Annotated in this window: 22 protein-coding genes and 1 riboswitch; of the genes, 11 read left to right on the top strand and 11 right to left on the bottom strand. The window is 69.8% G+C overall.

The window, feature by feature from the left end:
- Position 1: 1 nt before the first annotated feature.
- Both QTI33_RS17840 and QTI33_RS17835 read left to right on the top strand, forming a co-directional pair.
- On the top strand, positions 2-1096 hold the full coding sequence (locus tag QTI33_RS17840) for a DNA glycosylase AlkZ-like family protein (RefSeq protein ID WP_286507505.1): 1095 nt from the start codon (positions 2-4) through the stop codon (positions 1094-1096).
- A 106-nt stretch (positions 1097-1202) separates the two neighbouring features.
- A riboswitch (FMN riboswitch) is annotated at positions 1203-1361 on the top strand.
- Between the two features lie 86 nt (positions 1362-1447).
- Positions 1448-1960 carry a 6,7-dimethyl-8-ribityllumazine synthase gene (locus tag QTI33_RS17835; protein ID WP_286507504.1) on the top strand — a complete coding sequence of 171 codons (513 nt, stop codon included), beginning with the start codon at positions 1448-1450 and terminating at the stop codon, positions 1958-1960.
- Between the two features lies 1 nt (position 1961).
- On the opposite strand, the gene QTI33_RS17830 is transcribed toward QTI33_RS17835, so the two are convergent.
- Entirely contained in the window at positions 1962-3209 is a 1248-nt protein-coding gene (locus QTI33_RS17830; RefSeq protein ID WP_286507503.1) for an MFS transporter, read from the bottom strand.
- Between the two features lie 89 nt (positions 3210-3298).
- Between QTI33_RS17830 and QTI33_RS17825 the strand changes: the two genes are divergently transcribed.
- Positions 3299-4153: an AraC family transcriptional regulator gene (locus tag QTI33_RS17825; protein WP_286507502.1), complete on the top strand. Its 855-nt coding sequence runs from the start codon at positions 3299-3301 to the stop codon at positions 4151-4153.
- 9 nt (positions 4154-4162) lie between these two features.
- Here QTI33_RS17825 and QTI33_RS17820 read toward each other — a convergent pair whose 3' ends face one another.
- Positions 4163-5560: a coniferyl aldehyde dehydrogenase gene (locus QTI33_RS17820; protein WP_286507501.1), complete on the bottom strand. Its 1398-nt coding sequence runs from the start codon at positions 5558-5560 to the stop codon at positions 4163-4165.
- Positions 5561-5630: 70 nt separating this feature from the next.
- Here QTI33_RS17820 and QTI33_RS17815 point away from each other — a divergent pair, with 70 nt between their 5' ends.
- Positions 5631-7331 carry a SulP family inorganic anion transporter gene (locus QTI33_RS17815; protein WP_286507500.1) on the top strand — a complete coding sequence of 567 codons (1701 nt, stop codon included), beginning with the start codon at positions 5631-5633 and terminating at the stop codon, positions 7329-7331.
- Between the two features lie 12 nt (positions 7332-7343).
- Here QTI33_RS17815 and QTI33_RS17810 read toward each other — a convergent pair whose 3' ends face one another.
- The 6 genes from QTI33_RS17810 to QTI33_RS17785 are packed head-to-tail and all read right to left on the bottom strand — an operon-like array spanning position 7344 to position 12873.
- Positions 7344-7565 carry a zinc ribbon domain-containing protein gene (locus tag QTI33_RS17810; protein WP_286507499.1) on the bottom strand — a complete coding sequence of 74 codons (222 nt, stop codon included), beginning with the start codon at positions 7563-7565 and terminating at the stop codon, positions 7344-7346.
- A gap of 10 nt (positions 7566-7575) precedes the next feature.
- Complete coding sequence (hydA, locus tag QTI33_RS17805) at positions 7576-8988, bottom strand: dihydropyrimidinase (protein WP_286507498.1); 1413 nt, start codon at positions 8986-8988, stop codon at positions 7576-7578.
- 25 nt (positions 8989-9013) lie between these two features.
- Positions 9014-9949: a dihydrodipicolinate synthase family protein gene (locus tag QTI33_RS17800; protein WP_286507497.1), complete on the bottom strand. Its 936-nt coding sequence runs from the start codon at positions 9947-9949 to the stop codon at positions 9014-9016.
- An 11-nt stretch (positions 9950-9960) separates the two neighbouring features.
- Positions 9961-11109, bottom strand: coding sequence for an NAD(P)/FAD-dependent oxidoreductase (locus QTI33_RS17795; protein ID WP_286507496.1), 1149 nt, complete (start codon positions 11107-11109; stop codon positions 9961-9963).
- Positions 11106-12554, bottom strand: a complete 1449-nt coding sequence (locus QTI33_RS17790; RefSeq protein ID WP_286507495.1) for an FAD/NAD(P)-dependent oxidoreductase — start codon at positions 12552-12554, stop codon at positions 11106-11108. The genes QTI33_RS17795 and QTI33_RS17790 overlap by 4 nt, the downstream gene beginning before the upstream one ends.
- Entirely contained in the window at positions 12547-12873 is a 327-nt protein-coding gene (locus tag QTI33_RS17785; RefSeq protein WP_286507494.1) for a (2Fe-2S)-binding protein, read from the bottom strand. The genes QTI33_RS17790 and QTI33_RS17785 overlap by 8 nt, the downstream gene beginning before the upstream one ends.
- 204 nt (positions 12874-13077) lie before the next feature.
- On the opposite strand from QTI33_RS17785, the gene QTI33_RS17780 reads away from it, so the two are divergent.
- The 4 genes from QTI33_RS17780 (at position 13078) to QTI33_RS17765 (ending at position 16059) form a co-directional block, all read left to right on the top strand.
- The gene (locus QTI33_RS17780; RefSeq protein WP_286507493.1) at positions 13078-13911 is read left to right on the top strand and encodes a transporter substrate-binding domain-containing protein; all 834 of its coding nucleotides are present in this window, start codon (positions 13078-13080) and stop codon (positions 13909-13911) included.
- Between the two features lie 75 nt (positions 13912-13986).
- Positions 13987-14655: an amino acid ABC transporter permease gene (locus tag QTI33_RS17775; protein ID WP_286507492.1), complete on the top strand. Its 669-nt coding sequence runs from the start codon at positions 13987-13989 to the stop codon at positions 14653-14655.
- Positions 14655-15344, top strand: a complete 690-nt coding sequence (locus tag QTI33_RS17770; protein WP_286507491.1) for an amino acid ABC transporter permease — start codon at positions 14655-14657, stop codon at positions 15342-15344. The genes QTI33_RS17775 and QTI33_RS17770 overlap by 1 nt, the downstream gene beginning before the upstream one ends.
- The gene (locus tag QTI33_RS17765) at positions 15322-16059 is read left to right on the top strand and encodes an amino acid ABC transporter ATP-binding protein (RefSeq protein WP_286507490.1); all 738 of its coding nucleotides are present in this window, start codon (positions 15322-15324) and stop codon (positions 16057-16059) included. Before QTI33_RS17770 ends, QTI33_RS17765 begins: the two co-directional genes overlap by 23 nt.
- Positions 16060-16077: 18 nt before the next feature.
- Here QTI33_RS17765 and QTI33_RS17760 read toward each other — a convergent pair whose 3' ends face one another.
- The 3 genes from QTI33_RS17760 to QTI33_RS17750 all read right to left on the bottom strand — a co-directional run bounded on the left by QTI33_RS17760 (position 16078) and on the right by QTI33_RS17750 (position 18039).
- A complete protein-coding gene (locus QTI33_RS17760) occupies positions 16078-16863 on the bottom strand; it encodes a GntR family transcriptional regulator (RefSeq protein ID WP_286507489.1) in 786 nt (261 codons plus the stop codon).
- Positions 16864-16944: 81 nt separating this feature from the next.
- Entirely contained in the window at positions 16945-17358 is a 414-nt protein-coding gene (arfB, locus tag QTI33_RS17755) for an alternative ribosome rescue aminoacyl-tRNA hydrolase ArfB (protein WP_286507488.1), read from the bottom strand.
- Positions 17359-17361: 3 nt separating this feature from the next.
- A complete protein-coding gene (locus QTI33_RS17750) occupies positions 17362-18039 on the bottom strand; it encodes a TetR/AcrR family transcriptional regulator (RefSeq protein WP_286507487.1) in 678 nt (225 codons plus the stop codon).
- 117 nt (positions 18040-18156) lie between these two features.
- Between QTI33_RS17750 and QTI33_RS17745 the strand changes: the two genes are divergently transcribed.
- Genes QTI33_RS17745 through QTI33_RS17735 form a run of 3 tightly spaced genes read left to right on the top strand, consistent with a single transcriptional unit; the run spans position 18157 to position 20932 of the window.
- Positions 18157-19017, top strand: coding sequence for an ABC transporter ATP-binding protein (locus tag QTI33_RS17745; RefSeq protein WP_286507486.1), 861 nt, complete (start codon positions 18157-18159; stop codon positions 19015-19017).
- Positions 19014-19895, top strand: coding sequence for a branched-chain amino acid ABC transporter permease (locus QTI33_RS17740; protein WP_286507485.1), 882 nt, complete (start codon positions 19014-19016; stop codon positions 19893-19895). The genes QTI33_RS17745 and QTI33_RS17740 overlap by 4 nt, the downstream gene beginning before the upstream one ends.
- Entirely contained in the window at positions 19895-20932 is a 1038-nt protein-coding gene (locus tag QTI33_RS17735; RefSeq protein ID WP_286507484.1) for a branched-chain amino acid ABC transporter permease, read from the top strand. The genes QTI33_RS17740 and QTI33_RS17735 overlap by 1 nt, the downstream gene beginning before the upstream one ends.
- Positions 20933-20956: the final 24 nt, after the last annotated feature.

Here is a 20956-nt window from a genome sequence, read left to right as displayed (position 1 = left end):
CATGCCCATCGACCCCAGTCTCGACCACCTGCGCTGCTACGCGGTGGCGCGCACCCTCTTCACGCCCACCACGCTGCCGGCCGCGATCCGGCGCCTGGGCTTCGTGCAGGCCGACCCGATCCGCGCCCCCGCGCGGGCGCAGGACCTGACCTTGCGCCATCGCGTCAGGGACTATCGCGCCGGCGACCTCGAAGGGCGCTACGCGCGGCTCGCGGTCGAGGAGGACTGCCTGGTGAACTACGGCTTCCTGCCGCGCGAGCACCTGGCGCTGATGCACCCGCGCGAGGCCGCCCGCCCCTGGGACGCCGAGACCCGGCGCAAGGCGGCCGAAGTGCTGGCCTTCGTGCGCGAGCGCGGGCCGGTGCATCCGCGCGCGGTCGAGCTGCAATTCGCGCACGGCCGCATGAAGAACTACTGGGGCGGCTCCAGCAATGCCAGCACGCACCTGCTCGACGACATGCACTACCGCGGCCTGCTGCGGGTCCAGCGGCGCGACAGCGGCACCCGCATCTACGAGGCGGTGACGCACCCGCCCGCCGACGACAGCCCGGCCGGCCGCGCCCAGCGCGCCGCCGCGCTGATCGACCTGATCGTGCGCAAGTACGCGCCGCTGCCGGCCGCGAGCCTCACCTACCTGGTGCGCCTGCTCGGCTACGGCGCACCGCATCTGTCGGCCCAGACGCAAGCTGCGCTGGCGCTGGCGCGCGAGCGGCTCGCCAGCTGCCGCATCGACGGCACGACCTGGTACTGGCCGGCTGACGAGAACCCGCGCTCGCAGCGCCACGCGACCGACGACGGACTGCGCCTGCTCGCACCCTTCGATCCGGTGGTCTGGGACCGCCGCCGCTTCGCGCTGCTGTGGGGCTGGACGTACAAGTTCGAGGCCTACACGCCGGCCGAGAAGCGGCAGTTCGGCTACTACGCCCTGCCGATGCTGTGGCGGGACCAGGTGGTCGGCTGGGCCAACGTCCCGGCCCGCGACGGCCGGCTGCAACCGACCTTCGGCTACGCCGCAGACAGGCCGCAGGGCGCCGCGTTCCGTGCCGCGCTCGACGACGAGCTGCAGCGCCTGGCGCAATTCCTGGCCGTCCGCTGAAGCGGCGCGGCGCGGCCCTGCGTCGCCATGGGGATTTGGCTCGTGGGCGACAGCGAAAGGCGGCCGAGTTGCCTAGAATCCGGGCTGCCTCGACACCCGTCGAGGCAAGCGTTCTCAGGGCGGGGTGAAATTCCCCACCGGCGGTGATGGCAGCCCAGGCTGCACGAGCCCGCGAGCGCCTGCGGCGACGCCAGTCGCCGCAGGGTCAGCAGACCCGGTGCGATCCCGGGGCCGACGGTCACAGTCCGGATGAAAGAGAGCGCGACCCCGTGGCCGGGTCGGCGCGTTCGCGTGCCGGTCCTCCCGCGGGTTCGTGCGCCCTGATTCAGGCCATCCTTGCAAAGGCAAACCATGAGTCAGATCAACGACCTTCCCCTCTCCGCCATTCCTGCCGCCGATGCACCGCGCGGCCAGCGCATCGCCTTCGTGCAGGCGCAGTGGCATTCGGACATCGTCCACCAGGCGCGCGACGCCTTCCTGGCCGAGATGAAGCGCCTCGGCGTGCCGGTCGACACCATCGACGTCTTCGACGTCCCCGGCGCCTTCGAGATCCCGCTGCACGCCAAGCGCCTGGCCGGCTCGGGCCGCTATGCCGCGATCGTCGGCTGCGCGCTGGTGGTGGATGGCGGCATCTACCGCCACGACTTCGTGGCCGCCACGGTCGTCGATTCGCTGATGAAGGTGCAGCTCGAGACCGGCGTGCCGGTGCTGTCGGCGGTGCTGACGCCGCACCACTTCCACGAGCACGTGGAGCACCGCAAGTACTTCCACCGGCATTTCGCGATCAAGGGCACCGAGGCGGCCGAGGCCTGCGTCAAGACCATCGAAGGCCTGCGCCGGGTCGACGCGCTGATCGCCGCCTGAGTCAGGCCGAGGCCGGCACCAGCGCCTCGCGCCGCACGCGGCGGACATTGAAGGCGCTGGCGATCAGCACGCCCTGCACCACCGCCAGCCCGACGATCACGCTGGCGTACTGGCCGTGGTCCATGAGCCGGCCGAAGATCAGCGGCGCCACCGCCTGGCCGATGTCGAGCCCGGCGTAGACCACGCCGTAGACGCGGCCCGTGGCATTGGCCGGGGTCGAGCGCTTGACCAGCAGGTCGCGCGACGGCCCGGCGATGCCCGAGGCGAAGCCCATGGCGCCGAACATCACCGGCACCAGCACCGGCGCGAAGTCGGCCAGGGCCAGCACCAGCGCGAGGCCCGCCGCCACGCCGAAGCCGCCGCCGACGATGCGCTCGCAGCGCGTCGGGTCCGAGGCCAGGAAGCCGCCCACCACCATGCCGGCTGCGCTGGCGACCATGTAGATCGTCAGGCACATCGCGATCAACGTCACCGGCACGTCGTGCAGCCGCCCGGCCGCGGACGGCGCGAAGGTCTGCACCACGCTCAGCGCCATGGCATAGAAGAAGAAGAAACCGAAGCACATCCAGACCGCCGGGATCTTCAGGAAGGCGAACTCGCCGCCCGCAGCCGCCGGGCCGGCCGTGCCGGTCGCGTGCTGCACCGCCTTGACGTCGAGCGACAGCACGCGGCGGTGGAGCCACAGCACCAGCAGCACCACCACCGCCACGCCGCCGCCCGCCGCCAGCGCGACGCGCCAGCCGAAGGCCATCGCCAGCGGCACCATCATGGCCGGCGCCAGCGCCCAGCCCAGGCTGCCCGTGATGCCGTGCACGCTGTAGGCATGGCCCAGGCGGGTCGGCGCCACCTTGCGGTTGAACAGGGTGTAGTCAACCGGGTGGAACACGCCGTTGCCGACCCCGGCCACGATCGCCGCGCCGAGCAGCATCCAGTAGCTCTGCGCCAGGGCGTAGCCGAAAGCCGCCAGCCCCAGCAGGCCCAGCCCGACGAACAGCACCGGCCGCGGGCCGAGCTTGTCGACGATGAAGCCCGAAGCGGCCTGCACCACGCAGGAGACGACGAAGAAGGCGGTCAGCACCGCGCCGAGCTCGGTGTAGCTGACGTTGAAGGCGTCCTTCAGCCACGGGAACAGCGGCGCCAGCAGCAGCTGGCTGAAGTGGCTGACGGCATGCGCCAGGCCGACCAGACCGATCAGCTTGACGTCGGAACCCACGGTGGGCGCGGCAGGGGAATGGGAGGCGGAAGACATGGATTGCTACAAGAAACTGGCTCGGGGGTCGATCCTAAGCCGGGTCGGAGCGGCAGAATGGCGATACAGAGACAAGATTTGTCGAATTCATGCCGCCCCTCGCCGTCCCTTCCGCGACCGAACGCGCCCCCGGCTCCGCGCCGGCCAACAGCGTCGGGCCGCTCACGCCGCATCTCTATGCACCCGATGCGTTGCGTCCGTTGCGGGCCAAGGAGCATTTCCTCAATGCCGACACGCAGGTCGAGCTGCACCAGCATCCCTGGCCGCAGCTGACCTTCTCGACCCGGGGCGTGATCCGCCTGAGCACCGAGGACGGCAGCTACATCGTGCCGCCCTCGCGCGCCCTCTGGGTGCCGGCCGACATGCCGCACAGCATCTCGCTGATCGAGGATGCCGAGCTGCGCACGGTCTACCTCCACAGCTGGCTCGGCCCGGCCTGGGAACGCTGCGAGGTGCTCGAGATCAGCCCGCTGCTGCGCGCGCTGATGCTGGCGCTGGACACCACGCCCGACGGCCTGCCGCCGGCCGATCCGCACGCCGCCCAGCGCGAGCGCTGGATCGCGCCGCTGCTGGTCGACGAACTCGAGCGCGCCACCCAGATCCGCATCGACGTGCCCTTGCCCATCGACAAGCGCCTGCGGCAGTTGTGCGAGGCGCTGCTTCGCAATCCGGCCAACCGGGCCACGCTGGCCGAGCGGGCGCAGCAGATCGGCGCCAGCGAACGCACCGTGGCGCGGCTGTTTCGCGACCAGCTCGGCATGAGCTGGCAGCAGTGGCGCCAGCAGGCGGTGCTGGCCCATGCGCTGCCGCTGCTGGCGCGCGGCATGGCGGTGAGCCTGGTGGCCTCGGCCAGCGGCTACGCCACCGACAGCGCCTTCTGCGCGATGTTCAAGGCCGCCACCGGGCAGTCGCCGACCGCCTTCCAGCACAAGAAGCGCGGCTGACGCCCGGCCTCATCCGAGCAGCCGCAGCAGCTTCATCATGCGGCGGAACTTGTCGCCATAAGGCGGGTAGATCATGGCGCCGGCCGACCAGCGCGACTGCACCAGCACCGCCTTCTGCTGGGTGAAGCGCAAGAAGCCGTCCTCGCCGTGGTAAGACCCCCAGCCGCTCTCGCCAACGCCGCCGAACGGCAGGTGGTCGTGCACGATGTGCATCAGCGTGTCGTTGACCGTCACACCGCCGCTCACGGTGCGCGCCAGCACGCGGTCGCGGGCGGCCGTGTCGGTGCCGAACCAGTAGAGCGCCAGGGGCCGCGGACGGGCGTTGATGTAGCGGATCGCCTCGTCGCTGTCGTCGCAGGGCAGCACGGGCAGGATGGGGCCGAAGATCTCCTCCCGAAGCAGCCGCGACCCGGCGTCCGGACCGATCACCAGCGCCGGCGCCAGCTGGCGCGAGCCGGGTGCCGCGGCGACGGCGGCCTGCTCGATGCGGGCGCCGCTGTCCTTCGCCTCCTGGAGCAGCGCGCGCAAGCGCGCCAGATGGCCTTCGCCCAGGATCGATGCGTAGTCGGGATTGCCGTCGAAGCGCGGAAACAGCCGCGCCACCGCGCGCTGCCAGGCGGCCGCGAAGGCGTCCTCGCGGCCGCGCGGCAGCAGCACGTAGTCCGGCGCGATGCAGGTCTGGCCGGCGTTGAGCAGCTTGCCGTGCGCGATGCGCAGCGCCGCCTCGTCGAGGTCGGCCGAGGCATCGACGATGCAGGGCGACTTGCCGCCCAGCTCGAGCGTGGTCGGCGTCAGGTTGGCCGCCGCGGCCTGCGCCACCTTGCGGCCGACCGCGGTCGAGCCGGTGAAGAACAGGTGGTCGAAGGGCAAGGCCGCGAACTGCGCCGCGACGCCGGCATCGCCCTGCACCACCGTGAATTCCTCCGGCGCATAGGCCTTCGCCACCAGGTCGGCCAGCAGGGCCGAGGTGCGCGGCGTCAGTTCGCTGGGCTTGAGCATCACGCGGTTGCCCGCAGCCAGCGCGGTCGCCGCCGGGCCGAGCGAAAGCTGCAGGGGATAGTTCCAGGGCGAGATCACGCCGACCACGCCCAGCGGCTGGCGCTGGATCCAGGCCCGGGCGGGCTGGAGCTGCAGCGGCGTGGGCACGCGCACCGGCCGGCTCCAGGCTTCGAGGCGCCGCACCAGTTGGCCGAGCAGGTTGCGCAGCACCAGCAGGTCGGCCACCTCGGTGAGCGCCGCGGAACGGACGCCGAAGTCGGCCTCGACCGCGGCCGTGATCGCGCCCCCGTGCTGGTCGAGCAGGCGCTGCACCCGCCGCACACGGTCGCGCCGCTCGGCGACCGGCAGGTCGCCGACTTCGCGGCTGGCCCGGTGCTGGGCGTCGAAAAGAGATCGCAGTTCGGTCATGCGGCGAATCTACCTTGACGCTTTCGTATCATCGGCGAGTGCATTCCCCAACAACCCGCGGACACCGCGCATGGCCCTGACCCGCGACCAGCTCGAGCGCTGGTTCCCTTTCCTGACCTGGCCACGCCCCGACCGGGCCCTGCTCGTCAACGAGGCCGCGGCCGGCGTCACCGTTGCGCTGATGGTCATCCCGCAGGGCGTGGCGTACGCGGCGCTGGCGGGCATGCCGCTGGTGACCGGCGTCTACGCCGCGCTGCTGCCGGCGCTGATCGCGCTGCTGTTCAGCTCGTCGGCCCGGCTCTCGGTCGGCCCCACGGCGCTGACCAGCCTGCTGGTCGGCGCCTCGCTGGCGCCGCTGGCGATTCCGGGCAGCACCGAATGGGTGGCCTACGCGGTCTGGCTCACGCTGCTGTCGGGACTGATGCAGATCACGCTGGGCGCGGCCCGCTTCGGCTGGCTGCTGCGGATGGTCAATTCGCCGGTGCTGATGGGCTTCACGCAGGGCGCGGCGGTGCTGATCACGCTGTCGCAGCTGCCGGCCCTGCTGGGCTACACCGGCCGCTCGGTGGCCCAGCTGATGCACGGTCCGCTGCCCGACCTGGTCGCGATCGCCTTCGGGCTCGGCGGCATGGCGATGCTGTGGCTCGGCAAGCGGGTGGCGCCCAAGTTCCCGACCACCATGGCGCTGGTCGCGGCCGCCGCGGCGATCAGCGCCGCGGTCGGCTATGCGCTGAACGGCGGCGCGGTGATCGGCAAGCTGCCCGCGGGCCTGCCGCACTTCTACTGGCCCGGTGGCCTGTCGGTCAACGAGCTCGGCAACCTGCTGCTGCCGGCCTTCCTGATCACGCTGGTGAGCTTTCTCGAAACCGCATCGAGCGCCAAGGTCGACAACGCCCGCGCCGGCAAGCTCTGGAACGAGAACCAGGACCTGATCGGCCAGGGGCTGGGCAAGATCGCATCGGGCCTGACCGGGTCGTTCCCGACCAGCTCCTCGTTCTCGCGCTCGGCGATCACGCTGTACGCCGGCGCCAAGACCCAGTGGGCGACGCTGTTCAGCGTCGCGGTGGTGGCGGCCGCGCTGCTGTGGGCCATGCCGCTGCTCTACCACGTGCCGCAGGCGGTGCTGGCCGCGATCGTGGCCACCGCCACCATCGGCCTGCTGCGGCCTTCGGCCTTCGTGGCGCTGTGGCGGATTTCGCGCATCGAGGCGGCGATCGCGCTCGGTACCTTCGTGCTGACCATCGCCACCGCGCCGTCGATCTACTGGGGCGTGCTGGGCGGCCTGCTGGCGGCGCTGGCGCACTACATGTACCGCCACCTGCACCCGCGCATCATCGAGGTCGGCCTGCACCCGGACGGCAGCCTGCGCGACCGCCACCTGTGGCACCTGCCGCCACTGGCGCCCGACCTGTACGCGCTGCGCATGGACGCCGAACTCGACTTCGCATCGGCCAGCACGCTGGAGCGCGCCATCACGGTGGCGCTGGCCCAGCGGCGCGGGCTGACCGACGTCTGCCTGTTCGCCTACCCGATCAACCGGATCGACATCACCGGAGCCGAGGTGTTCGGCAGCATCCGCCGGCTGCTGGAGTCGCAGGGCGTTCGGCTGCACATCTCGGGCCTGAAGCTGCCGGCGCAGCAGGTGCTCGAACGCGCCGGGCTGCTGGCGCCGGGGCCGCTGCTGTTCAGCTACCGCACGGATGGGGAGGCGCTGGCGGCGCTGAGCCGCGCGCCGGCGCCGCAGCCTGCGGTCGAGATCCCTGCCAGTTGAGTTCCGGGTCGGCTACGGGCAGCAAGGGCAGGCGCCGCCGTGGGCCAGCCGCCGGTAGCCCGCATCCTCGGCCGGTGCGGCGCGACGGCGCGTTGGCCCCGAAGCGGGAACCGTGAGCGCACGCCGTGACTGTGCCCCGCATGCCGGGCACGGCGCCGGCTGGTCGAACTGGGCCAGGGCCCGCCGCGCGACAAAAGGGCCGCAGCGCTCGCAGGCAAAGTCGTAACTGGGCATGGCCGCCAGGCTACCAGCCGCCCGATTCGCCGCGCGCCACGTAGCGGCCGCTGCCGGTCTTGCCGAGCCATCGGTCGCCGTCGACGATCAGTTCGCCGCGCAGCAGCACCTTGTCGACCCGCCCCGTGACGCCCTTGCCCTCGAACAGCGTGAAGTCGCAATTGCCGTGCTGCGTCGTGGCCGAGATGACGTGCTGCGCATCCGGGTCGAAGAGCACCAGGTCGGCATCGCTGCCCACCGCGATGGTGCCCTTCTGCGGAAACAGGCCGAACAGCTTGGCGGGCGCCGTGGAAGTCAGCTCGACGAAGCGGTTGAGCGAGATGCGGCCGGCGCGCACGCCACCATCGTAGAGGGTGGCCATGCGCGTCTCGACGCCCGGCACGCCGTTGGGAATCTTCGAGAAATCGTTGCGCCCGTAGGGCTTCTGGTTGACGCGCCCCAGGTGCCCTTCCTTCATGCAGAACGGGCAATGGTCGGTCGACACCAGCTGCAGGTCGTCGGTGCGCAGCGCGGTCCACAGCGCCTGCTGCGACTCTTTCGATCGCAGCGGCGGGCTCATCACGTAGCGCGCCAGGTCGAAGTCCTCGCTGTCGTAGGCGCTGTCGTCGAAGAACAGGTAGTGCGGGCAGGTCTCGGCAAACACCGGCACGCCCATGTCGCGGGCCTCGATCACGTGCTTGAGGGCTTCCTTGGCGGAGAGGTGGACGAAGTACACGGGCGCATCCGCGAGCTCGGCCAGCTTGATGCCGCGGTGCGTGGCCTCGCCTTCCATGATCGCCGGCCGCGTCAGCGCGTGGTACTTGGGCGCCGTGTGGCCCTGCGCCAGCGCCTCCTGGATGAGGAGCTCGATGATGGTGCCGTTCTCGGCATGCAGCGCGATCATGCCGCCATGCTGGCCCACCATCCGCATGGCCTGGAAGATGGCCGCGTCGTCGACCATCACCGACCCCGGATAGGCCATGAACATCTTGAAGCTCGACACGCCCTCGTGCCGTATCGCATGCTGCATGTCGACCAGCGTCTGCTCGTCGACGCCGGTCACGATGACGTGGAAGCCGTAGTCGATGCAGGCGCCGTCGGCCCCCTTGGCGCGGGCCCGCTCGATGGCCTCGAGCACGCTCACCTCCTTGCGCTGGAAGGCGAAGTCGACGATCGTGGTCGTGCCGCCGAACGCCGCCGAGCGCGTGCCCGACTCGAAGCTGTCGCAGGTGGTCGAGTCGCCGAAGGTGTTGTCCATGTGCGTGTGGCAGTCCACGCCACCGGGCAGCACCAGCATGCCGGCGGCATCGATGACCTCGACGTCGGCGCCGACGTCCAGCGCGCGGCCGATGGTGACGATGCGGCCGTCGTCGATCAGCAGGTCGGCCTTGTAGTCGTCGACGGCCGTGACGATGCGGCCGTTGCGGATCAGTTTTCGGGTCATGGGCAAGCTCCTGGTCGGGTGAGGTTCATGCGTGCACGCCGGCCTCGGCCAGCGCGGCTTCCAATGCAGCGACTTCCGCGCGCGGCAGCGGGCCGATCGGCGGGCGCATGGCATCGCTCGGAAATCGGCCGAGCAGCTTGAGGCAGGTCTTGAGCCGCGCCGTCGCGTAGCCGCCGGGCGCCGTCCCGTAGATCGCCTTGGCGAGCGGATAGATGCGGTCGTTGAGGCGGCGCGCCTCGGCGAGGTCGCCGCCCTGGATCGCGCGGTCGAGGTCGATCACCAGCTCGGGCACGACCGCGGCCAGGCTCACCAGGCTGCCCTCGCTGCCGATCGCGAAGCAGGTCAGCAGGTGCTCGTCCCCCGAAGCCATCATCGCGACCTGCGGCGCGACGCGCTTCACCAACCTGCGGTTGGCTTCGTAGGCGGCAGCCTCCCAGCTGCCTTCCTTGATGCCGACCACGTTCGGCAGCTGCGCCAGCTCGGCCAGCACCTCGGGGCGATAGGCCATCGTGCCGGCATTGACGCCGGCCTGGTAGAGCATCAGCGGCATCTGCGCGTTGGCGTTGGCGATCGTGTGGTGCGTCACGGCCATGCGCGAATCCTGTGACAGCGCCCACGAGAACGGCGGAAACACCAGCACCGCATCGGCGCCGGCGGCCTTGGCGTCGTCGACATGGCGCTGCGCCTCGACGCTGTCCTCGGCGTTGATGCCGCAGACCAGCAGCGAGCGCTGGCCGCACACGTCGAACGCGATCTCGGTCACCCGGCGCTTTTCGTCGCGCGACAGCGAGAAGTTCTCCCCGGCATGGCCGTTGATCAGCAGGCCCTTCATGCCGGGCACGAAGGCATTGGCCTCCAGGTGCCGCGCCAGCGTGGCCTCGTCGATGCGGCCGTCGTCGAGCAGCGGGCACAGGGTGGCGGCATAGATGCCTTGGAAAGCGTCGGGTTGTCGAGGAATCATGGGAAGTGATGTCAAGCGCCGGGCATCGGCATGCCCAGCAGGCGGGCGGGGTCGAAAAGGGGCAGTTCGGGCTGCTGGCCGAGGATGTGCTGGGCCATGATCCGGCCCATGAACGGGCCGCTGGTGTAGCCCGAATGCGCGCTGCCGACCACGTAGGCCCGCGGCACGCCTGGAACGTCGCCGATGATCGGCATCGCATCGGCGGTTTCGGCCTCCAGGCCGAGCCAGATGCGCGCGATGCGCGCCTCGGCGAGCGCCGGCACCGCGTAGGCGGCCAGCCGCATGTTGCCGACCAGGTTCTGCGGCCGTGCTTCGAGGCCGCCGCGCTCGCGGTCGCCCTCGCCTTGCCAGCCGCCGCCGATCAGCACCGTGCCGTTGGCGAACTGCTTCAGCGACAGCAAGCCGTTGGCGACGCTCAGCACGGTGCGCATGACGGGCCGGATGCGCTCGGTGACGATCAGCTGGTTGATCAGCACCTTGATCGGGATCTGCACGCCCAGCCAGGCCAGCATGTTCTCGATCCACACGCCGCCGGCGAGAACGATGCGCGCCGCCCTCAACGGCGCCCGGCCGCCGTGGGCGCCGAAACGCAGCACGTGGCCGCCATCGCCGGCATCGATCGCCTCGACGGCCGCGTTCTCGATCACGTCGACGCCGGCCCTGGCGAGCGCATGGCGGAAAGCGCGGCCCGTGAGGTAGGCGCTGGCGAATCCGTCGATCTCGCAGTAGCCGGCCTTCAGCAGGCTCGGATGCACGCCGGGCTCGATCTCTCGCGCCCGCGCCGGCGTGATGACCTCGATCGGCGCGCCATATTCGCGGCGTGCCCTGGCGCGCAGTTCGACCAGTTCGCACTCGGCCTCGGTGAAGGCCAGCGTGAGGCCCGGCACGTGGGTCGCGAGCACGCCCATGCCGAGCCATTGCTCGGCGTCCATCCACATCTGCCAGGCACGCATCGCGTAGGGCACCAGCGCGGCACGGGTCATGTGCAGGGTGAGCGTGCCGGCATTGACGCCGGAGGCTTCGCGGCACAAGGGCCCGCGGTCGACCACCGCGACCCGCATGCCGCCCTGCGCGAGATGCAGCGCGGTCGAGCAGCCCATGACGCCGCCGCCGATCACGACCGCGTCGTAGGCCGAGGACGAGAGCGAAGTCTGGCTCATAGCGGCGCCGCCTTCGGAATCGGGATATCGGCGTAGGTATAGTCGCCCGCCACCTCCGCCAGCGAGACCGGCCGCAGCGGGGCCCGGCCGGTGAAGCAGCCGGCGGCTTCGCGGCCGCCGACATGGGCGGCCAGCAGAGCCCCGGCAATGTCGCCGCAGGTGCGGCCCTGGCAGGGACCCATGCCGCAGCGGGTCCAGGCCTTGAGCTGATTCAAGTCGCGGGCGCCATCGCGCGCCGCGGCGTCGATCTCGGCACGGGTCACGTCCTCGCAGCGGCAAACGACGGTGTCGGGCGCGATGCCCGCGACCGCACCCGCGCGCAGGGCCATCAGGCCCGCCATCGCATGCCCGAAGCGAGCCGGCCTGCGCCATTGGGCCAGCAGGCGATCGCGCGAGCGCACATGGTCGCCGGCCGCCAGCCGGCCCAGGTCGTAGGCACAGGCCGCGGCCGCCAGCTCACCGTGAGCGCCCGCGGCTGCGGCGCCGGCGATGCCGGCCCCGTCGCCGGCCACATACAGCCCGGGCACCGAGGTGCGGCCCTCGGCGTCGGTCTCGGCGATCCAGCCGCCCCGCGCCGCCTTGTAGCGATGGCGGGCGCGCAGCAGGCGGGTGATGTCGGTGCCGGGCACCAGGCCGTGCCCGACGGCCACGGCATCGGCCTCGAACACCGACGCCTCGGCGCCGGGGGTGGGCGTGCCACTGGCATCGACCGGTTGCGCGCGAATCCGGAACGCATCGCCGATCGCCTCGACCGATGCGATGCCGTGTCGATAGCGCAGCGGCACACCGGCCCTGCGCAGTGCCGCCTGCCATCGGGTGCCCTGCCAGAGCAGGTCGGGACGGGCCGCCAGCGACGGCAGGGTGCGCAGCCAGTCGCCGCGGCTGGCCAGGTCCAGCACCGCGGCCACTTCGCCGCCGGCCTTGAGGATGCCGGTCGCGACGGCCAGCAGCAACGGGCCGCTGCCGGCGACCAGCGTGCGGCGCCCGGGCAGCATGTTCTGCGACTTGAGCAGGACGGTAGCCGCCGCCAGGCCGATGACCCCGGGCAGGGTCCAGCCCGGAAAAGGAACGACGCGCTCGGTCGTGCCGGTCGCGACCAGCAAGGCGCGCGGCTGCCAGCTGCGCACGCCATCGGGACCGATCAGGTCGGTGCGAAGGCTGCTGCCCACGTTCCAGACCTTGTGGCCGAAAAGGCAGCGCACGCCGGCGCCACGCAGTTCAGCGCGCAGGGCATCGCCCTGGACGGCCTCGGTGGACGGTCGAACGCCGGCCGCCCGCGCGAAGCCCGCAGGCAGCGGACGCCACACCTGCCCGCCCGCATCGGGGTTCTCGTCGACCAGCAGCACGTCGAGGCCGCAGGCCTGCGCGCGCAGCGCCGCGCGCGCGCCGGCCGGGCCGGCCCCGATCACCAGCAGGTCGATCGCACCGGGCTGCGCCTCAGCCAAGGCGCTGCTCCCGGAAATCGAGGGTTTCGATCTCCAGGCCCGGCGTCACCGGCACCTGGCAGGCGGGCAGCTTGCGGCTGCCGACCCACACCAGGCACTCCTGGCACGAGCCCATGAGGCAGAACATGCCGCGCGGCGCGCCGTCGCGCGGACTGCGCCGCAGTTCGCGCCGCCCGGCCGCGAACAGCGCCGCGGCCACGCTCTCGCCTTCGAAGGCCTCGACGCTGCAGCCGTCGGCGAGGAAGCGCAGCGCAGGGCCGCGCCGCACCGACTGGTCGGTGCGCAGCGTCGGCACTGCTGAAGATGGACTTGGGATCATGGAAGAAGGAAGTCTGGGGAGCCTTCGAACAGGGAGCACACGCTCGAACTGGACCGCTCCAGGTTTATTGTATACATTTCATATATAGACGTTATATTTTTTGCCGACAAACTGTAAACTGGCACTCGTCTTGCGTTCGCCGTCCCCGCACTCGGGCCGCATCGGCAGCCCGGTTCCATCATCAACCTCTAGGAGTTCTTCTCGATGAAGCAAACAAGGAACGCCATCCGCCGCACCCTGCTGGTGGCCGGTTCGCTCGCACTGGGCTCGACGCTGCTGGGCCTCCCGGCCGCGGCGACCGCGCGCACGCTCGATGAAATCGTGGCCAGCAAGAAGATCGTGATCGGCGTCAATCCGACCCTGCCTCCGCTCGGCATCTTCAACGACAAGAACGAGATCGACGGCTTCGATGTCGACATCGCCCGCAAGCTCGGCGAACTGCTCGGCGTCAAGACCGAGCTGGTGCAGGTCGGCTCGCCCGACCGCATCCCCTTCGTGAGCAGCGGCAAGATCGATGCCGTGCTCGGCGCCATGACCATCACGGCCGAGCGCCAGAAGGTGATCGACTTCACCGTGCCGCTGCACACCGAGGTGCTGGGCGTGCTCACCACCAAGGCCAAGCCCTACAAGGACTGGATGGAGCTCAACGACCCGGCGGTGAAGCTGGTCGAGGTGCGCGGCGCCACGCCCGTGAAGTTGGTCCAGGAGAAGCTGCCCAAGGCCCAGCTGCTGCTGCTCGACAACTACCCCGACGCGGTGCGCGCCATCGCCCAGGGACGGGCCGACGCGATGATCGACGTGATGGACTTCATGACCGAACACACCGCCAAGCACAAGGTCGACTGGCGCATCGTCGACGCGCCGATCGAGGTCTACTTCTGCGCCATCGGCGTGCAGAAGGGCAACGACGCGCTGCGCGAGAAGCTCAACGGCGCCATCAAGGACATGCACAAGAGCGGCTTCGTGGACGAACGCTGGAAGAAGTGGTTCGGCGGCCCCATGCTGCACGACCCGCGCACCGCACCGAGCTACAAGTAAGGTCGCGGCCGACGGTCCGGCGCCACCGCCAGCCAGCCTGCCGGTGGCGCCGATCATTCAAGACCTCGACACCTCATGCAATTCGACTTCACACCGGTTCTCGAACGACTGCCCTACCTGGTCGGCGGCGCCTGGCTGAGCCTGCAGATCGCCTTCCTGGCGTTCGCCCTGGGCATGCTGCTCGGCCTGGCCGGCGCCTCGGTGCGCGCCTACGGCCCGCGCTGGGCGCGCCGCCTCGTCGGCGCCTATGTGGTGTTCTTCACCAACACGCCGCAGCTGATCCAGATCTTCTTCATTTTCTTCGCGCTGCCCGACGCCGGCATCGTGCTGTCGCCCTACCAGGCGGTGCTGATCGGCATGACGCTCAATGCCGGTGCATACCTCACCGAGATCCAGCGCGCGGGCTTCGAATCGGTGCGCCGGCCGGAACTCGAGGCGGCCGAGACGCTGGGTTTCTCGCGCATCCAGACCATTCGCTACGTGATCCTGCCGCACATCGTGCGCGTGCTGTTCCCGCCGCTCTCCAACCAGTACATCCTGATGACGCTCGGGACGTCGATGGCGGCCGTGTTCGGCGTCGAGGAGCTCACCGGGCGGGCCTACAACATCAACTCGGAGACCTTCCGCTCGATCGAGGTGTTCTCGGTTGCGGCGGTGCTCTACATCGTGATCACGCTGATCGCCACCCTGTCGCTGGCTTTCGTCGGGAAGCGCTTCTTCCGCGCCAAGATGAGGTGGTTCTGATGCTCGAACAGATCATCCAGGAGCTGCCGCGCTTCTTCAGCTACTACAACCTGGTCTTCTTCGCCAAGGCGCTGGGCGTCACCTTCGCCCTGTCGGCCATCGGCTGCATCGTCGGCTTCTCGCTCGGCTTCCTGCTGGCGGCGGTGCGGCTCGGCAGCCGGCCGGCGGGCCGGCCGCTGCGCGTGGCGGCCACGGTCTTCATCGAGCTGTTCAGGCGCATCCCGTTCCTGGTCACGCTGATGCTGGTGTTCTTCATCTTCCAGGGGCTCGACGCCGACCTCTCGATGTTCACCGTGGCCCTGATCAGCGTCTGCCTGATCGCCACCGCCTTCATCGCCGAGATCGTGCGCAGCGGCCTCGAATCGGTGCACCAGAACCAGTGGGACGCCGCCGAGACGATGAACTTCAGCTACCTCCAGACGCTGCGCCTCGTGATCGTGCCGCAGGCCTGGAAGATCATCCTGCCGCCGGTCTTCGGCTTCTTCGTCCTGTTCATCAAGGACACCGCGCTCGCCTCCCAGATCGGCGTCGTCGAGCTGGCCTTCGCCGGCAAGACGATGAACAACAAGGGCTTCTCGGCCACACTGGTCTACGGCACGGTGCTGGCTCTTTATTTCATGCTGTCCTATCCGCTGGCCCGGTTCGGCAAACACCTGGAGAACAAGCTTGCCCCAACTCGAAATCGTTGACCTCGAGGCCAACTACGGCGCCCACACCGTACTCGAGCGCATCAACCTGTCGGTCGACAAGGGCGAGATCGTCAGTCTCATCGGCCCTTCGGGCTCGGGGAAGAGCACCTTGCTGCGCGTGCTGATGGGCTTGCTGCCGCCGATTGCCGGCCAGGTGCGCATCGACGGCCAGGCGCTGGACTACAGCGACCGCGAGCAGCTGCGCCGGATCCGCTCGCAGATGGCGATCGTGTTCCAGCAGTACAACCTGTTCCAGAACATGAGCGTGCTCGACAACGTGACGGTGGCGCCGATCAAGGTCAAGGGGCGCCCGCGCAAGCAGGTCGAGGACTATGCGATCCAGCTGCTCGAGAAGGTCGGCATGGGGGCCAAGCTCAAGTCCTACCCCGACCAGCTTTCGGGCGGCCAGCAGCAGCGGGTGGCGATCGCGCGGGCGCTGGCCCTGCAGCCCGGCATCCTGCTGCTCGACGAGGTGACGGCGGCACTCGACCCCGAACTCGTCAATGAAGTGCTGGACACGGTGCGATTGCTGGCTGCCGAGGGCATGACGATGTTCATCGTCTCGCACGAAATGGGCTTCGTGCGCGAGGTGTCGAGCAAGGTCGTTTTCATGGACGGCGGGCAGGTGGTCGAGATCGGCGGCCCGAAGCAGATCTTCGACCAGCCGCGCGAGGCCCGCACGCGCGAGTTCGTCGGCAAGATCCTGCGCCACTGAGGGCGCCGCCGGCCGGCTCTACTGCGCGAATTCCGTCACGAGCCCGTTGCTGAGCCTCGACAAGGTGTAGCGGGCCAGGTTGCGCAGGTGCGCGACCACGGCGTCCTCGGCCGCCTTCTCGTTGCCGGCGATGTAGGCATCGAGGATCGCCAGGTGCTCGGTGCGGTCGTCCTCGATGCGGCTGAAGGGGTCGACCACCTCGAACAGCCGGCACAGCACGCGCAGGTGCGCGATGGTGTCGGCCAGCATCGCGTTGCCCGAGGCGCGCGCGAACAGGCCATGGATCTGGTCGTCGGCCTGCCAGTGGCTCGAGCCCTGCTGGCTCGAATCCAGCCCCAGGATGGCGCTGCGCAGGGCCTGCACCTGGTCCGGCGGCACGCGTCCCATCGCCAGCGAGACGGCTTGCGACTCGAGCCGCTCGCGCACCTGCAGGCACTGGAAGTAGTGCGACGCCGTGATCCGCCGCACCGCGTAGGAGCGGGCATTGGCGCGCACCAGCAGCCCTTCGCCCTCCAGGCGCAGCAAGGCCTCGCGCAGCGGCGTGCGCGACATCTGGAGCCGCTCGGCCAGCCGTCCCTCGACCAGCACTTCGCCGCCGATCAGCTCGCGCTGCAAGATGAGCCGGCGCACGACGGCATAGGCCCGGTCGGTCAGGTTCGTCGAGCCCTCGCCGTCGGGCGAGGACTTCGCGGCCGGCGGCGCTTCCGACGGCACGGGCTTGCGGGACCGCACGGTCTTGACCGGTGCCGCCGCCTTCCTGGCCTTTGCATGCGCCGCTGGCTTGGACGCGACTTTGGACTTCATATGATTTGTCTACAAACTGTGTGCAATCGAACCGGGAGCCCACAGCATACGGGGTTCTCCGCCCCCGTGCCACCGCCTGCGTCAGTCCTTGACCGGCCCGCGCAAGCTCTTGATCTCCGAGCGCTGGCTCTTGCCCGCCAGCCGCCGCTGCTTCGAGCCGTAGCTCGGCTTGGTGGCGCGCCGCACGCGCGGCGCCACGGCGACGCCGTCGACCAGTTCCTGCAGCCGCGCCAGCGCATCGGCGCGGTTCATGTCCTGGCTGCGGTGCTTCTGCGCCTTCAGCACCAGCACGCCTTCCTGGGTGATGCGGCTGTCGCGCAGCGCGAGCAGCCGCGCCTTGACGTCCTCGGGCAGCGAACTGGCGGGGATGTCGAAGCGCAGATGCACCGCGCTCGAGACCTTGTTGACGTTCTGGCCGCCCGCGCCCTGGGCCCGGATGGCGCTGAATTCGACCTCGAGCGGATCGACAAGAACGGGTGGACGCGGCGTGGGCATCCGCTATTTTGACTTGCGCGCCGCCACCTTCTTCGCCGTGGCGGGACGCTGCTGCACGCCGGCCATCAGCAGCGCGATGCTCTGGTCGGCGATCTGGTCGGGATCGAGGCCACCGTCGGGGTTGTACCAGCGCCCGATCCAGCTCAGTGCGCCGGCCAGCACGAAGGCCGCCATCTTGGGATCGCAGGGCGCCAGCGAGCCTTCGGCGATGCCGTCGCCGATCAAGCGACGGAACTCGCCGTCGATGCCGGCCTTGAGCCGCCGCAGTTCCTTGCGCCGCGCCGCCGGCAGCGGGTCTTCGCCGATGCGGATCACGCACATGCCGAAGTCCATCGTCACGATGCGCGAGTAGATGCGCATGCACGCCATCAGCTGGTCGATCGCACTGCCGCCGGCCCGTCGGACCTCGTCGATGCCCTGCTGCATCATGCCCAGCGCGGTGCGCACGCACTCGAGCAGGATGTCGTCCTTGCTCTTCACGTAGTAGTAGAGCGTGGGCTTGCTCACGTGCAGCTGCTCGGCGATGTCGTCGAGCGAGGTGGCGTGGAAGCCGCGCTCGTTGAACAGGCGCGCCGCCGTCTGCAGCACCGCGTTGCGCTTGGCTTCGCGCTGCTGCGCGCGCGCGCCGGCCGGCTTCCAGGGCGATGCACCGGCAGGCGGGGAGGTTTTTCGGGTGGCCATGGATCGAAGCGCCCGGGAAAGTCCCGATGCTGCCGACAGGCGCGGCATCGAACATTACCGGCGAGTAGAAATTCTACGCGTGGGTAACCCCGCATTCTTCCGCGCAAACCCTGATCGATGCCTGACGCCATCCATCCCGCTGCTGCCGCCCCGTCCAGCCCCGTGCTGCAGGTCGATGCACTCACGCTCGCCTTCGGCGGCGTGCGGGCGCTGAGCGGCGTCGGCTTCGAGGTCGCGCCCGGCTCGATCACGGCCGTGATCGGCCCCAACGGCGCCGGCAAGACCTCGCTGTTCAACACCATCTCGGGCTTCTACCGCCCTGCTGCCGGCCGGGTGCTGTTCGAGGGCCGCGACATCACGACGCTGCCGGCGCCGCAGCGAGCCCGGCTCGGCCTGGCGCGCAGCTTCCAGAACATCGCGCTGTTCCGCGGCATGACGGTGCTCGACAACATCAAGCTCGGGCGCCATTCGCATCTCCGGTCCAACGTCTTCGACGCCCTGCTCTATCTCGGCCGCGCCCGCCGGGAAGAAGCCGAGCTGCGCCGCGATGTCGAGGAGCGCATCATCGATTTCCTCGAGATCGACCACATCCGGCACGCCAGCGTGTCGGCCCTGCCCTACGGGCTGCAGAAGCGCGTCGAGATGGCACGCGCGCTGGCGATGCAGCCGCGCGTGCTGATGCTCGACGAGCCGGTCGCCGGCATGAACCGCGAAGAGACCGAGGACATGGCGCGCTTCATCCTCGACCTGCGCGACGAGTGGGGCGTGACCGTGCTGATGGTCGAGCACGACATGGGCATGGTGATGGACCTGTCGGACCACGTCGTGGTGCTCAATTTCGGCCAGGTCATCGCGCAGGGTGCGCCGGCCGCGGTGCAGTCCGATCCCGAGGTGATCCGGGCCTACCTCGGCGCCGGCGACGTTGCCGCCCTGCGCGACAAGCTGCGCGGCTCGCAAGCCACGGCGGCGCAGGCATGATGGACTGGGCCTACCTGTTCGAGATCGCGCTCAACGGCGTCGCCAGCGGCGGCCTCTACGCGCTGGCCGCCCTGGCTTTCGTGCTGGTCTACAAGGCCACCCGGGTGGTCAACATCGCGATCGGCGAGATGCTGATGATCGGCGCCTACCTGTTCTTCGCCTTCGCCGCCAGCTTCTCGCTGCCGATCTGGCTGGCGGTGCTGGGCGCGGTGCTCGGCACCGGCCTGCTCGGCGCCGTGGTCGAGCGCACCATGATCCGGCCGCTGCTGGGCGAGCCGCCGATCTCGGTCTTCATGGTCACGGTCGGGCTGGCGTCGATCCTGGTCGGGCTGGTCGAGATCGTCTGGACCGCCGACCAGCGCCGCCTGCCCGAGTTCCTGCCGAAGACGCCGGTGATGGTCGGCGACGCCTTCCTGGCGCCCAAGGTGGCCTACGGCGCGCTGGTGGCCCTGGTGCTGATCGTGCTGGTGCTGCTGGTGTTCCGCTTCTGGCGCGGCGGCGTCGCGCTGCGCGCCACCGCCTCCGACCAGGCCGCCGCCTACGCGATGGGCATCAACGTGCCGCGCGTGTTCTCGCTCGCCTGGGTGGCCTCGGCCATGATCGCGGCGGTGGCCGGCATCATCGTCGGCGCCATCGGCGGCATCTCGTCGTCGATGGGCGTGTTCGGCCTGTCGGTGCTGGTGGTGGTGATCGTCGGCGGTCTCGACAGCGTGCTCGGCGCGCTGGTCGGCGGCGTCTTCATCGGCCTGGTCGAAGCGCTCGCGGGCTCGTACCTGGGCGGCGAGTACAAGCTGCTGGCGACCTTCGTGGTGCTGGTCGTCGTGCTGATGATCCGGCCCTACGGCCTGTTCGGTACGCACGAAATAGAAAGACTCTGATGCGCATCGGCACCCTCAAGCAGAGCTACCTCGCCGACGCCGCGCTGTTCGATTCGCGCACGCAGAAGAGCTGGCTCGCACTGGGCGCCGCGCTGCTGCTGCTGTTCCCCTTCATGGCCAGCGACTACTGGCTCTACCTCGCCTGCCTGGTCGCGATCAATGTCGCGAGCGCCACCGGGCTCAACATCCTGACCGGCTACACCGGGCTCGTGAGCCTCGGGCAAGCCGCGTTCATGGGGCTGGGCGCCTACACCGTGGCGATCCTGCAGACGCGCCTGGGCACGCCTTTCCTGCTCAACCTGGTGGCCGGCGGCGTGGTGGCGATGCTCGGCGGCCTGGTGGTCGGCATCCCGTCGCTGCGGGTCAAGGGGCTCTACCTCGCGATCGCGACCATCGCGGCCTCCTTCATCACGCACTTCCTGTTCGCCAACCTCAAGCTCACCGGTGGCACCACGGGCCTGTCGCTGCCGCCCGCGCAGTTGTTCGGGGTCGCGCTCGACACCTCGTTCCGGCTCTACTGGGTGATCCTGCCGGTCACGCTGCTGATGGTGCTGGGCGCCGCCAACCTGTTCCGCACCCGAATCGGCCGCGCCTTCATCGCGATCCGCGACCGCGACATCTCGGCCGAGGTGCTGGGCATTCCGCTCCTGCGCTACAAGCTGCTGTCCTTCGGGCTGTCGTCCTTCTACGCCGGCGTGGCCGGCGGCCTGTGGGCCTACTTCTTCCGGGTCGTCACGCCCGAGAGCTTTCCGCTCCTGATGTCGATCTTCTTCCTGGCCGCGATCATCGTCGGCGGCATGGGCACGATCCTCGGCGGCATCCTGGGCGCGGTCTTCATGACGATGGTGCCGGAGCTGCTCAAGCTGGTGTTCGACCTGCTGCCCGGCGGCACCGAGGCGACCGTTTTCCTGTCGCCGGTCCGCACGGTCGTCTTCGGCCTGCTGATCGTCGGGTTTCTGGTGTTCGAGCCGCACGGGCTCGCAGAAGTGTGGCGGCGCATTCGCCGCTTTTTTCATCTGTGGCCGTTCAAGACCTAGGCCGCCTCAAAACTTGGAGACATC

It is taken from the genome of Variovorax davisae (assembly GCF_030316845.1).
GTDB classification, from domain to species: Bacteria; Pseudomonadota; Gammaproteobacteria; order Burkholderiales; family Burkholderiaceae_C; genus Variovorax; species Variovorax davisae.
Note: the sequence above shows the minus strand (reverse complement) of the source record. Positions and strands in the feature narration are given on the sequence as shown.